The 13,619-nt window shown below is 62.9% G+C and carries 10 protein-coding genes and 1 pseudogene; 7 read left to right on the top strand and 4 right to left on the bottom strand.

Going from position 1 to position 13,619, the window contains the following annotated elements; translation table 11 throughout:
* The first annotated feature begins 264 nt into the window (after positions 1-264).
* The 5 genes from J6524_RS21825 to J6524_RS21805 all read left to right on the top strand — a co-directional run bounded on the left by J6524_RS21825 (position 265) and on the right by J6524_RS21805 (position 6,332).
* Entirely contained in the window at positions 265-495 is a 231-nt protein-coding gene (locus J6524_RS21825; protein ID WP_225674247.1) for a hypothetical protein, read from the top strand.
* A gap of 250 nt (positions 496-745) precedes the next feature.
* Positions 746-1,129, top strand: coding sequence for a hypothetical protein (locus J6524_RS21820; RefSeq protein WP_225674245.1), 384 nt, complete (start codon positions 746-748; stop codon positions 1,127-1,129).
* A gap of 146 nt (positions 1,130-1,275) precedes the next feature.
* Entirely contained in the window at positions 1,276-2,019 is a 744-nt protein-coding gene (locus tag J6524_RS21815) for a hypothetical protein (RefSeq protein ID WP_225674243.1), read from the top strand.
* A gap of 27 nt (positions 2,020-2,046) precedes the next feature.
* Complete coding sequence (locus J6524_RS21810; protein ID WP_225674241.1) at positions 2,047-3,225, top strand: efflux RND transporter periplasmic adaptor subunit; 1,179 nt, start codon at positions 2,047-2,049, stop codon at positions 3,223-3,225.
* Positions 3,222-6,332 carry an efflux RND transporter permease subunit gene (locus tag J6524_RS21805; protein ID WP_225674239.1) on the top strand — a complete coding sequence of 1,037 codons (3,111 nt, stop codon included), beginning with the start codon at positions 3,222-3,224 and terminating at the stop codon, positions 6,330-6,332. Before J6524_RS21810 ends, J6524_RS21805 begins: the two co-directional genes overlap by 4 nt.
* Positions 6,333-6,365: 33 nt before the next feature.
* Here the strand turns inward: J6524_RS21805 and J6524_RS21800 are convergent, their stop codons facing one another.
* Positions 6,366-8,666 carry an MHYT domain-containing protein gene (locus J6524_RS21800; RefSeq protein ID WP_225674237.1) on the bottom strand — a complete coding sequence of 767 codons (2,301 nt, stop codon included), beginning with the start codon at positions 8,664-8,666 and terminating at the stop codon, positions 6,366-6,368.
* A gap of 809 nt (positions 8,667-9,475) precedes the next feature.
* Between J6524_RS21800 and J6524_RS21795 the strand changes: the two genes are divergently transcribed.
* Positions 9,476-10,003 (top strand): hypothetical protein, encoded by a 528-nt coding sequence (locus tag J6524_RS21795; protein ID WP_225674633.1) that lies wholly within the window; start codon positions 9,476-9,478, stop codon positions 10,001-10,003.
* A 55-nt stretch (positions 10,004-10,058) separates the two neighbouring features.
* Entirely contained in the window at positions 10,059-10,304 is a 246-nt protein-coding gene (locus J6524_RS21790) for a hypothetical protein (protein ID WP_225674235.1), read from the top strand.
* Between the two features lie 323 nt (positions 10,305-10,627).
* Here J6524_RS21790 and J6524_RS21785 read toward each other — a convergent pair whose 3' ends face one another.
* From J6524_RS21785 to J6524_RS21775, 3 genes and pseudogenes are all read right to left on the bottom strand, one after another.
* Positions 10,628-10,993 carry a hypothetical protein gene (locus tag J6524_RS21785; protein WP_225674233.1) on the bottom strand — a complete coding sequence of 122 codons (366 nt, stop codon included), beginning with the start codon at positions 10,991-10,993 and terminating at the stop codon, positions 10,628-10,630.
* A 15-nt stretch (positions 10,994-11,008) separates the two neighbouring features.
* On the bottom strand, positions 11,009-11,944 hold the full coding sequence (locus J6524_RS21780; RefSeq protein WP_225674231.1) for a DUF2950 domain-containing protein: 936 nt from the start codon (positions 11,942-11,944) through the stop codon (positions 11,009-11,011).
* Positions 11,941-13,577, bottom strand: a pseudogene (locus J6524_RS21775) (DUF3300 domain-containing protein). The gene J6524_RS21780 and the pseudogene J6524_RS21775 overlap by 4 nt, the downstream one beginning before the upstream one ends.
* Between the last annotated feature and the right edge of the window lie 42 nt (positions 13,578-13,619).

Below are 13,619 nucleotides of genomic sequence, written 5' to 3'. Positions count from 1 at the left end.
CCGCCGCCTCGGGAGGAGCACGGCAGGCCCGCCCCAAACACCTAGCGCTCGCCGGCACGTCGCGCCAATAAATAGCGATTTAATGAATCGGCCGACCTGCATTGTTCGCTCCAGCCGGCGATTTCGGGCACATCGGTGCATGCGCAATTCTCTCACGCCGAGTTGAAAGCGCGTGAAGCGATATTCCCTTTGGACGAGGACCGACGAGCCGCACGTCACAGGAAGAAGCCGGCCAGGCTTCCCCTCACCGAATGGAGCATACCAATGCGCAACGTGAAACTCCTGTCGGCTGCACTGCTTGCCGCAGCCACTCTCGCCACACCGGCGCTCGCCGCCACGCACCACGTGCGGCATGTCGTAACCAACGACAATGCGAATATGGCGTCCGTCATGCGTTCAACCGATCGCGATAGCTGCGTCCGCGCACCTGATGTCGGCGCCTTTGCCACACAACCGTGGACCGTGCCGCCTTGTGAGCCCAACACGGGTTACTGATCCGCGCTACGATGTGACGACACATGATGGGCTGGCAGGACTTCTGCCAGCCCGTCTTTTTTGTCTCGCTAAGAGCACCCCGCCTTTGATGCCGTCTGGCGCGGCTCACTTCGTGAACGCAACTAACGTCGAATTTAATGGATGCCTTGTGCACCGCACCTACCTGTCACTCATCCGACGTTTCGTTCGCGCGGCCCGCTGAAGTTCGCGCGTCACGGCGCCGAACAATCTGACTGTAAGGAGTGTCACGATGAAACGGATGATCATGATATTGGCAACAGCTCTTCTCGCTTCGAGTCTCGTCACGGGCGCGGCTGAGGCCCGCGGTGGCGGCGGTGGTCACGGCGGAGGTTTTGGCGGCGGAGGCCATATGGGCGGCGGCTTCGGCGGCGGAGGCCACATCGGAGGTTTTGGCGGCGCCCATATCGGCGGCATGGGCAGCGAACATCTCGGCGGTCTCGGCGATGGCCACATCGGCGCCGTCGGTCACATTGGCGCGCATGGCTTCGGATTCCACCGGCATGCCCTGCATCGCTTCGGCGGATATGGCTATGGATACGACTACGGTTATCCCGATTGTTACGACTGGTACTACCTGCATCCGAACAGCCCCTTGCCACTGAGCTGTAGCTGAACTCACGGCAGGGGTTGTCGGGCCGGAGGACGTTTTCCGGTCTCCTTGAGCGTCCTCCGGACCGATCCCCCAATCGCCATGCAAACACCGCGTGGACTTCGCGCCACGCGTTTGTCGTGCCGCCCGAACGGCAACTGGAGAGCCACATGAAACGCTTCCTGATGATCACGACAGCCTCGGCCATGCTGTGCGGGCAGGCCCTTGCACAGCAAGCCGCGGTAATGCCGACGCCTTCGCTCGCAGCGACCACGCCGCTCGGCATGGTGCCGAGCGCGCCGGTCGGCGGCACTGGCATCCCGCTCGGTTCGACCGAAATCGCATCCCCTGGCGTAAGTCCCGCGCCTAGCATCGCGACCGGCACGTTCGGCAGCACCGCATGCTCGACGATCGGTACGGCACCATCGACGATGTTCGGATCGGCAGCGAGCTTCGACGGCGGCGGCGTGGCGGTCGGGGCAGTCACGCCGCAGAGCACGATGTCCGCCATGCCGATGGCGGGAGCGCCAATGTCGTCGTCCATTGCGCCGACATCGGCCTTGGTCGACACGTCGGGGATGTCCAGCATGTGCGGCGCGGGCTCAAGCAACCTTGCCGCGTCATCGACGCCGACGTCGCCGGTGGCCCCGGGCGGCGTAACGCGAACCGGCATTCCAATGGGCTCGACGGAGATCGCCAGTCTCGGCGTCAGCTCCGCAGCGGCAGTCCCGACCATCGCCGTCGCGCCCACGGTCAGCACGATCACGCCAACCGTCCCGACGGTGCCCGCTATCACGCTGCCAGCGACGACAGCCGTAGCTGCGCCCACCGATCCCCTCACAGGGATACCGAACATCACAGGGGTGCCGAACACGGTACCGGGCCTGTCAGCCGCCGCCACGATGCTCCGTTGATCGGAAACCCACTCGCGAGAAGCAGCCATGAAAAAGAAAGTCGCAATACCTGCCATCCTGTTCGGCGCCCTCGTCGCAGGCGGCCTTCTCTACCTTGCGCACGGCGAGGCGTTCAAAGCTGCCGTCGCGGCCGAGCCGCCGCCACCCGTGCCGGTCGTGGGCGGCGTGGTCGCGCAGCATGATGTGCCGATCTATCAGAACGGCGTCGGCACCGTGATTGCGTACAACACCGACGTGGTGCGGGCGCAGATCCAGGGCCAGCTCATCAGCATCAACTTCACCGAAGGCCAGACGGTCCATGCCGGCGATCTGCTCGCGCAAATCGATCCGCGTCCCTATCAGGCCCAGATCGATCAGTTCACGGGAAATCTGGAGCGCGACCAGGCCCAGCTCACCAACGCCCGCGCCAATCTCGCGCGTTACAACCAGCTCGGTGACAAGGGCTGGGCTACGCCGCAACTGATCGAGACCCAGAAGGCGCAGGTCGGCCAGCTCGAGGCCGCGATCAAGACCGACCAGGCGCTGATCGAGGCCGCCAAGGTGCAACTCAGCTACACGCGGCTGACTTCGCCGATCGACGGCGTGGTCGGCATTCGCCAGATCGACGTCGGCAACATCATCAGCCCGTCGACGGCCAACGGCCTCGTGGTCGTGACGCAGCTCGATCCGATCTCGCTGATCTTTACCCTGCCGGAAGGGGTGCTGCCGCAGATCCTCAAGCAGCAGCAGGCGACCAAGACGCCGCTTCGCGTCCTCGCCTACAATCAGGACAATACGATGGAGCTCGGCGAGGGCGAACTCGCGCTAGTTAACAATGAGATCCTACAGACCACAGGCTCGATACAGCTCAAGGCGACTTTTCCCAACAAGTCCCGCGGGCTGTGGCCGGGTGAGCTTGTGAATGCGCGGCTGCTCGTCACGACCCGGCATGACGGACTGACGGTTCCTGCCTCGGTCGTGCAGCAGGGTCCGAACGGCGCCTATGCCTATGTCATCAAGCCCGACAGCACGGTCGCGATCCGCCCGATCAAAGTCGCACAGATCACCGACGGCGAGGCGCTGATCGATTCCGGCCTGAAGCCCGGCGAGCAGGTCGTGGTCGACGGACAATACCGGCTGCAGCCGGGCACGCATGTCACGCTGCTGCAGGGCGAAGCAGCCGAGGAAGCAGCTACACAGCAAGCACAACAGGCGACGATCCCATGAACATATCCGCACCCTTCATCCAGCGGCCGATTGCGACCGCGCTCCTGATGGTCGGCCTTCTGGTCGGCGGCCTCATCGCCTACCCGCTGCTGCCGGTCGCCGCGCTGCCGAACGTCAACTATCCGACGCTGCAGGTGACGGCGCAGCTGCCGGGCGCCGATCCGCAGACCATGGCGGCGTCGGTCGCAACGCCGCTCGAACTGCAGTTCGGGCAGATCCCGGGCCTCCTGCAGATGACGTCGGCGAGCGCGCTCGGTTACACCTCGATCACGCTGCAATTCGATCTGAACCGCCAGATCGACGGGACTGTCAGCGACACGCTGTCGGCAATCAACGCCGCGAGCCCGTTTCTGCCGGCAGGCATCCCCTATCCGCCGACGATCCGCAAGGTCAATCCGGCTGATACGCCGATCCTAGTGCTCGGCCTCACCTCTGACAGCCTGCCGCTGACCACGGTGGATGCGTATGCGGAAAACATCCTGCTGCAGAAAATTTCGCAGATCCCAGGCGTCGGCCTTGTCGGTATCGGCGGCCAGCAGAAGCCCGCCGTACGCGTGCAGCTCGATCCGCAGGCGCTGGCCGCGCGCGGCATCAATCTCGAGGACGTCCGCACCGCTCTCGGCCAGGCCAATGTCGATCTGCCGAAAGGCACGCTCAACAGCCCGCGCCAGACCTATACGCTGAACACCAACGACCAGCTCCTGAACGCGGAGGACTACGCCAATCTCGTGATCGCCTATCGAAACGGCTCGCCGGTCCGCATCCGCGACGTCGGCCGCGCCGTCAGCGCGCCGGAAAACGACCTGATCGCGGGCTGGTACAACAACCGCCGTGCGGTCATTCTGGCGATCCAGCGCCAGCCCGGCGCCAACGTCATCGATACCGTCGAGCGGATCAAAGCGATGATGCCGGTGCTGCAGGCATCGATCCCGCCCGCGATCAAGGTCAACGTCATCTCCGACCGCACCGATACGGTTCGCGCATCCATCCACGACGTTCAGTTCACGCTGATACTGACCGTGGCGCTGGTGGTGATGGTGATCTTCATCTTCCTGAGAAATTTCTGGGCGACGGTCATCCCGGCCGTCACCGTGCCACTGTCGTTGATCGGAACCTTCGCCGTCCTTTACGAGCTGGGCTACAGCCTCGATAATCTGTCGCTGATGGCACTATCGATCGCGGTCGGCTTCGTGGTCGACGACGCCGTCGTCGTGATCGAAAACATCGTGCGCCACATGGAGGGCGGCGCGACGCCGTATGAGGCGGCGCTCAAGGGCGCCGGCGAGATCGGTTTCACCATCATGTCGATCACGCTGTCGCTGATCGCCGTGTTCATTCCGCTGTTCCTGATGGGCGGATATGTCGGGCTGTTATTCCGGGAATTCGCCGTCACCGTCAGCGTCGCGTTGCTGCTGTCGCTCCTGATTTCGCTGACCCTGACGCCAATGATGTGCGCGCGGCTGCTCAAGCCGGAAAGCAGGACACATGGACGCCTGTTCCACGTCCTCGAAAACGGCTTCAACTCACTCATCGCCTTCTATGAAGCGGGACTTCGAATCGTGCTTCGTCACCGATTCATCACGCTCTTGACGATGTTCGCGACCATCGGATTGACCGGCTATCTCTACGTCGTCATTCCCAAGGGGTTCTTTCCGCAGCAAGACACCGGGCTGATCATCGGCCTGTCCGAGGCCGCGCAGGATATCTCCTATCAGGCGATGGCCGAACGCCAGCAGGCGCTGCTCAATGCCATCATGCGGGATCCGGCCGTCGCATCCGTCGGCTCTGCGATCGGCGCCGGCGGCGGCAACACAACGGTCAACAACGGCCGCGTCTATATTGCGCTCAAGCCGTACAAGCAGCGCGACAGCATGGAAACCGTGCTCGCGCGGCTTCGGACCAACCTGGCCAAGATCCAGGGCATCACGCTCTATATGCAGGCGGCGCAGGACATCACCATCGGTGGCCGCGTCTCGAAGACGCAGTATCAGTATACGCTGGGCGATGCCGATCCAGGCGAATTGAACCATTGGGCCGCGCTGTTCCTGGACCGGATCAAGAAGATCCCGGGCATCACTGATGTAGCGACCGACCAGCTCAATTCCGGTCCCCTGCTCGACATCGCCATCAAGCGCGAGGTGGCGTCGAGCTACGGCATCCTGCCCTTCACCATCGACAACACGCTCGATGATGCCTTTGGCCAACGCATTGTCTCAACGATGTATACGACCTTGAACCAGTACCACGTGATCATGGAGGTCAATCCGAAATTCCAGTACTCGCCCGAGGCGCTAACCGGAATCTACGTCAAGTCCTCGACCGGCCAGGAAGTGCCGCTATCAACGCTGGTCGACAGCGTGGTCAAGGTCGCCCCGCTCGTGGTCAACCATCAGGGCCAGTTCCCGTCGGTGACGATCTCCTTCAACCTGTTGCCGGGCACCTCGATCGGCCAGGCAACCACGGCGATCCAGAATATCGAGAAACAGCTCGGCAAGCCGCTGTCGCTGCAGACCAGCTTCCAGGGCAACGCGCAGGCGTTCGGCGATTCGCTGTCGACGACGCCGATTCTGATCCTGGCGGCGCTGTTCGTGATCTATCTCATTCTCGGCATCCTGTATGAGAGCCTGATCCACCCGATCACGATCATCTCGACGCTGCCATCGGCGGGGCTCGGGGCGCTGCTGCTGCTCATGGCGGTTCATCTCGATCTCAGCGTGATCGCGATCGTCGGCATCATCCTCTTGATCGGGATCGTCAAGAAGAACGGCATCATGCTGGTCGATTTCGCCCAGCACGTCCGCCAGCAGCAGGGGTTATCCGCGGAGGACGCGATCTATCGCGCCTGCATCCTGCGATTCCGGCCCATCCTGATGACCACGATGGCTGCCCTGCTCGCCGGCGTTCCGATGATGCTCGGCACCGGCGCGGGCTCCGAGATCCGCCAGCCGCTGGGCTACGCCATCGTCGGAGGGCTCGCCGTGTCGCAGCTCCTAACGCTCTATACGACGCCGGTGGTCTACATCTATCTCGACCGGCTGCAGACCTGGCTGTTCGGCAAAAAGAAGCCGGCGACGCAGGGAGACGGCAAGTTGATGCCGGCGGAATGACGGCAATTAGGATCCGAAGAGATCCATCAACGGTCAGGCTCTCTTCGGGTGGAAGGTCACGACCGAGCGCGTATCGGCCTGCGCGCGCATCACTTCCTCGATCACGGCCACGAGCGCTGTCTGATCGAACGGCTTGGAAATGCGTGGCAGATGGGGCGGCGCAGAACCCAGAAGATCGGCATATCCCGTGCAGAGCACCACGGGCGTGCCAGGATGCTCGGCGGCCACAGCGTCGGCAAGCTGCAGCCCGTTCATCCCCGGCATGGCGTAGTCGGTCACTACGACGTCGATCTTCGGCGTTCGGCGCAGCAGCTGAACGGCCTCCTCGCCGGAGCGCGCCTCGACGACGGCGTGGCCGAGATCGTCGAGCATCGCGGCGACACTGTCGAGGACGAGCAGGTCGTCATCGACGACCAGTACGGAAAGCGGTCGAACGCTGCGCAGTGTGGCGCGTGACGATTCTGCTGCAGGGCGGGCTGACGCCTGTTCGTCCTGGGTGGCGGGCAGCCAGATTTCGGCCGTGGTCCCTTCGCCGATGCGGCTCTTCAGCAGCAGCACGCCGCCGGACTGTTCCGCCAGCCCCTTCACCATCGAGAGGCCGAGACCGGTTCCCTTGCCGACACCCTTGGTCGTGAAGAACGGCTCCTGCGCGTGCTTCAGCGTTTCCGCGTCCATGCCGCATCCGGTGTCGCTCACCGAGATCGCGACATAGCGACCCTCGGCAAGGCCTTCGATGGCCTGCTCCTCGCGTGCGGCAATGCTGATGGTCCCGCCGCTCGCCGTCATCGCATCGCGCGCATTGACGGCGAGGTTGAGGATGGCGAGTTCCAGTTGGTTGGCATCGACCTTCACCTTCGCCAGCTCGAGCGGAAATCGCGTCTCGACCCGGATGGCCGGATCAAACTTCAGCAGCGCGGACATGCCGCGGACCAGTTCCGGGACATCCACGATGACCGGCTTGAGATCCTGCTTGCGCGCGAAGGCGAGCATGCGCTGGGTCAGCGAGGCGCCCCGCAGCGCGCCATGGATGGCATTGTCGAGAAGCCGGTGAACCCTTGGATCTTCCGCCTGCAGGCGCTTCTTCGCCAGTTCGAGACTGCCGAGGATCACGGCAAGTATGTTGTTGAAGTCATGGGCGACGCCGCCGGTCAGCTGGCCGACGGTCTCCATCTTCTGCGAAAGCGCCAGCGCGTCGCGCGTGCGCTCGAGCGCTTCCTGGGCGCGGCGGCGTTCCGTCACGTCGCGAACGATCTTGGCAAAGCCGATGACATCGCCGTGCTCGTTTCGTACCGCGCGAATCGTCGCCTCGGCCCAGAAGCGGCTGCCGTCCTTGCGAACGCGCCAGCCCTCGCCGGCCGACTTGCCTTCGCGCTTTGCCTCGAGAAGCAAGGCGTCTGGAATTCCGGCGTCGCGGTCTTCTTCGGTGTGAAGGATGGCGTAGTGCGTCCCGACGATCTCGTCGCCATAGCCGATCAGCCGGCCAGCGCCGAGATTCCAGTTCGCCACCCGTCCCTCCGGGTCGAGCATGAAGATGGCGTGATCGGCCACTCCCTCCACCAGCAGGCGGAATCTCTCCTCGCTTCGCCTCAGCGCCTCTGCTTCGCGACCGGCACGTTCAACCGAGGCGCGGTCGTAGACCGCCGCGGCGAGCCCGATCATGAGGACCACAATGGTGGTGCCGGCAATCAGGAAGGCGAGCGGCGCCTGCCCCACCGCGCCGGGAGTTGCATGGTCAGGGACGGCATTCGTCAGAAGGAAGGACGAGCCCTGCATGGCCGCGTAGTGCATGCCGGAGATCGCCAGGCCCATGACGACCCCCGCCGATACCCGCTCGCGCACGCTCGTCGTGTGAAAGGCAAGGCGCAGTGCGACGATGGACGCCCCGATCGCGATGGCGATGGACAGCACCACCCAGACAGGATCGTAGTGGGTGGAAGCCGCCATCCGCATTGCGGCCATGCCGGTATAGTGCATGCCAGAGATCGCGAGCCCCATTCCAATGCCGGAAACGATGAGCGCGTTCGACCGCTGGCTGACGACGAGGAACGCCGCTGCCGCGACCAGAATGGGAAGGGCCAGCGAGAGCAGCGTCAGGAGCGGATCGTAGGAAATATCAACGCCCGGCAGGCTGAACGCCAGCATGGCGACGAAATGCATCGACCAGATGCCGCCGCCCATGGCGACAGCCGCGGCCACGAGCCAACCCAGCCTGACGAAGCCGGAAGCCGCCCGCATGCGAGTCGCAAGATCCAGCGCCGTGTAGGAGGAAAGCGCGGCGATCAGGACCGACAGCGCGACAAGAACGGGGTCGTGTGAGCCTGGATGATGATGCATTCCGCAGACGAAGCTAGGAAAGCATCTGAATAGCACCGAATTTGTGGCAGCGCATTGTTCCCGCGTAACAGCCATCTGTTGAAAGTGCCAAAATCGGCGGGAAGCGCTGGCTGGGGTGGGAAGGATCGAACCTCCGAATGGGAAAATTCAAGAACCTGTATTCAACAATTTTAACGTGCATTTGGACAAATCCGGGCCAAACCGCGCTCTAGCAATTTCAATAACTTGGCAGCCGTTTCCGAATGAAAAACAGCCCTCCACGCAGGATCAGCTTCGCGCCATCTTGGAAGGGCGATGAGCAAGCGGTGTTAGGAAGGTGTTCAACCAAGGCGGGAGGCCTTTGATTCAATGACCGCTCGATTTGGGCTGATAACCCTCGTTGGATAGCCGCATGCGATTGGCTTCCATCCAGTATAAAAACCTTAGGTTGCCAATGATGGCATGGAGCGGTAACCTGTCCATTGAAACAGGTGCTGCAGGAAGCTTCCTCGCTCGGACGCCGAGCATGAGCCTGTGTCTGAGCTGGCCAAAAAGTTTCCTCCTGTGCTGTCCGCGGAGCGGCCAGTTGATAGTGCACTGTAGCCAAACTTGTCGGTCATAGAATGAAGGTGGCCGACTCGCGGCGTGTCCGCGTGACGTCCTCGCCGCCCGGCTTCGCACAAGCGCTGAGTTCAAGCTCGCGCGCGACCGAGCACCCGATGGCCGATCGTGCGGCGTTCGATGGGAGCATGGCATGTCACTCACAGGCGGCGCTAGACCGGGATGATTCCTATCACGCGAGCTTCGACAGATTTGAATGGAGAAGCAGAATGTCGGTCCCATGCAAGCTCGAACGCAGCCTCCTCAACCACGAGGAATACGAGACGATCCGTCTAACGCATCATCCCGCCATCTATGATGTCGAGCCAACCGATCTTGCGGATCTGCGATCCCGCCTGCGCAAGATGCGCGATAGGGAGCGAACGCTCAGCCGACAAAAGCGGCGGGAGGTGCGCGGAAAAGGCGGCGCCCGCGGAGCGAACTTTCCAGGAACCGCCGAGCGTCCATCGCAACGCAAGCAGGTCTTTGCCGCAGCACTCAAGCGGCTCAACAGGGAGCTCACGCGTCTTCACAACCTGACAGCTCGTACCACCCATGTCGAAGCGGCTCGCAAGGCTCTCGCACTACGTCGAGCCGCGAACTTCATTTCCTATCCCTCCGCCGGATTGACTTCCAACGAAGGCATGGTGCCGCGTTCGAGCACGCGCCGACGAAAGATCGTCACGGGTGCGAGAATCGGTCGAGTGTCGCAGGCAACGAAAGTCGCTCAGGCTATGCGCGATGCGCGAGGCGCATGAGCCTCTGTCCCATGCCATGGGCGGTTCGGCGACGACCCACGATGCGGAGGCAAGCATGAATATCCGGCTCATATTCGGCGCTCTAATCGTCGGCGTAGTTGCCGCCATTACGGCGCCGCCGAGCCTGTCCTTGGCCCAATCGACCAGCCAAGGCGCGGCTGCGGCAAAGAGCGCAAAACCGAATGCAAATATGACCCCGCGCATGCATCGCTATTGGCGCCACCACGGCGGACGGCATCCGCATTTCGGCAGCAGGCGGGTTCGCACCGATGCGCCGGCAGGACGGCCATCGGCGAATTGAGCCGCTTCCGGTCTATTGCGTGGCATTGCCATGGGCGCCGCAGTTCCGGCGCTCTCCTGGCTGAAGCAGTCGAGGGTCTTCTTTCTTCTTGCGTTCGTGGTCCGGATCGGATCACCTTCTGGCTCGGCTTTGGCCGCGCGGCCACACCAGCAGCAAAAATCGGCGAACTGCAGTGTAAACCGCCCTTCACGCCTCAATCCGCTATCTCTAGATCGGCAGCTGCAGGTCGAATGAACTTATATCCGCTCGTGAACGCGCCGACGTGGCCATTGGGATGGTGTCCGGAACGCAATCACCGTAGGCGAACGCGCCGCCCATGGCATCTACCTGAGTGAAATCGTGATCCGGCTCAGGTTCGCAGCAAACTCCAAGCCTGCTTTCGGGCCTTTCAGATCGAGCACAACCCCTTTTTCATTTCTCAGGCTGACGCCGCCCGCGCCGCCCACTAACGCTCCGCCCGCTCCCACCGCACTGTAGGTGCCGGCAAAGTCCCTGACGTCGCGTATGCCGGAAGCCCATCCTTCCAGGCGGCTGGCGGTTGCACCAGCCGTGATGCCGAGACTCTGGCCGGTTGCCGTGAAGTGGTAGTTGCGGCCGCGATAGGAGAGCACGCCGCGACCGACGGCGGCAGAAGCAGAACCAACGCAAACAGCGCGACCGCGGCACAACGAAGCATGGGGCGTCAACATCCACTCGCCCTAGTTTCAGGGATTGCCCACGTCGACCTTCTTCCAGGTCTGGTCGGGGTCAAACAGGAACATGCGCTTCGCGATGATCGGGGTGCGTTGGCCGAGATCCTTCTGATAAACGGTGCCCGCGTGGTTGACTAGAAAGGTCATGACGCCCGAATTGCCGTACTCCGCAGGATAGGCGATGAGAGCAAATCCGCCGATCATCTTGTTCTTGACCACATAATTCAGCGCGCCGCCGGGCGCGTTGGGACCCTGTCCCTTCAATATCCGATAGTAGTAACCGTGATAAGGCGCTCCGCCCTCGGTCCCGGGCTTGTAGCCCTCCGCCGATGCCTGCGCCGCGAGTTCGCCGAGCGGGCTTGGATCGCGATCGTCACGCCAGAACAGACCGTCCTTCTTGCCTGGACTGCTGGCGATGCGCTGAGCGTAGACGCCTGCGCCTTCACCGCGGTCCTTGTCCGCGTACTCGTTCTGCGCGTCGACGAAAGCGAGACAGGTTTGAATCGCATCGGCTTCATTGCGCCCGATGCGGCGATAGAGGATCTCGAGGCGACCTGCGGCCGCATCAAACTCCCAGCCATCCCTGCTGTTCACCAGCGGGATCGGGAACGGAAAGTCGTCCGTGCCCAGGATTAGCGTCGCTTTCTTGTTTTCTTCCGATTTTATGGAATGTTTCGCTTCATACGCCGAAAGGAAACTTTTGCGTGTCTCCGCATCTGCGACATCGTCACCGGATTCGATGATCTCCTTGGCTTCTCTGCCAAGAACCCTGAGCATGGCCCTCTTGGAGCCGGTCTTGACGGCCGCCACCAGCGCTGCGGCGGCTTCTTCTGGAGTCGGAAAGGCCTGCTGTGCATGCGCCGGCGACATCAAGAGTGCCAGCGCGATCGCGGCGGCGACACAAGCTGCAGCAGCGCGGTCCAACCGGAATGGCCCAATCGTGATCATCGCGATACCTCCGATTGTGCAGGAATATTTGCGCCTGAAGAGAGCCAGTCACTGTAAGTGCGCAGCTTCAATCCGAGCTTGTCGTAGAAGACGCGCAAGTAACCGTCGCTGCCGCGCATCACTGCCTCCGGCATCACGCGCTCGACTTCCTGGGCCATCACACCGACATAGGCCTTGGTGCTGCCGAGGTAGCTGAAACGGTAGTAGCCGAGGCCATTGGCGAGATAACCGAGTTGAACGATGCTGTGCTTCAGGGCGATGTCGGAGCGTCGCCCGCCGCCGCGAAAACCTCCGCCGCCGCCAAAACCGCCGCCACCTCTCATGGCGGCTCCGCCGCCAAAGCCGCCCCCGCCTCTTCCCGCAAAGCTCGGACCGCCACCGCCACGTGGGCCCATGCTCGCCATGCTTGCCCGGCCGCGGTCGGCATGGGCAGCGGCAGCCCGACCCTCCGACACATTCATTGCCCCGCCGCGACCGCCTCCGCGATCTCCGCGCGCGGCGCTGCCGCCGCCGCGATTGGCAGCCTTGGCGCGATCACCGCCGCTGGCCTTGGCCCGATCGCCACCACCTTTGGCGCGATCCGCCGCGCCCGGCCGGTTGCCGCCACGATCTCCTACGCGATCGCCTGCCCGATCGCCTGCACGATCGCCGGCGCGATCGGCACCACCGGGGCGATCCTGTCCGGGACGAAGCACTTGCTGCCCTTCGCGCCCGCGGAAATCCATTCGGTTCGAGGCGCCGGCCTTCAGATCGTTGTTGCCGAAGCGCTGCGCAACGTTGGCGTTGTTGTAACGCACGCCCTGCCGATGCGCCGGGTTATGCTGCCAACTGTTCCCGACATTAGTGACCCTGTTGAAATTATTGACGTAGAGATTGCGATTGCCCCAGTTGCAGCCGCCACCCCAGTAATTTCCCCAGCGTCCGATAGCCAGCCGGCGCCAAACGCGAGGCCTGTCGCGATCACGCCCGCCCCGATGTAAGGTGGATACCCGAAATAATATGGCGGATACTCCGCATAGGGCCACGCTCCGTAGACCGTCGCCGGATCGTAGTACGGCACATAGAGTGTTTCCGGATCGGCCGACTCGATGACGACGACCGGCTTGTTTTCCTGCGTCTGGACGCTGACTTTCTGCTGCTTGGTGGTGACAAGCTTTTTATTGTCATAGGCCTTGGTGCGCAGCCGCTGAATCGCGTCCATCACATCGGGCTGTTGCGCAAGCACCGCATCGCCCAAGCTCTTGGTCCAATCGATCTTGTCGCTCATCATCGCAAGCACGTCTGCGGTGCTGGCAAGCGCCTTGACACTGTCGTCCCAGGCCTGCTTGTCGACCGCCGCCTTCAGCGCATCGCCCTTTAGGGCCTTGTTGCCCTTCACCCAGCGATCCGCCTGCACGACTTCCAGCGGATAGGTCGACGCCGCCAGCACGTTGGCCACGAGCGCGTCCGGATAGAGCGCGATCGGGGCGACCAGAGCCTCGAGCTGCTCGGGCTTCAATAAGGTTTGTTCGGGTTGCGGCTGTACCGGCGCCTGGCTCGGTGCAGGCGGGGTGGCGGGTGTTTGCGCCGGTGCGGTGACGGGAACACTCCATAGCAGTGCCATCACCAGCAGCATCTTGTCGCAACGAACCATCGTCGCCTCCATTCCTGTCGTTGGATCGAAGCTTCAGGCCAC

It is taken from the genome of Bradyrhizobium hereditatis (assembly GCF_020329435.1).
GTDB lineage: Bacteria > Pseudomonadota > Alphaproteobacteria > Rhizobiales > Xanthobacteraceae > Bradyrhizobium > Bradyrhizobium hereditatis.
Note: the sequence above shows the minus strand (reverse complement) of the source record. Positions and strands in the feature narration are given on the sequence as shown.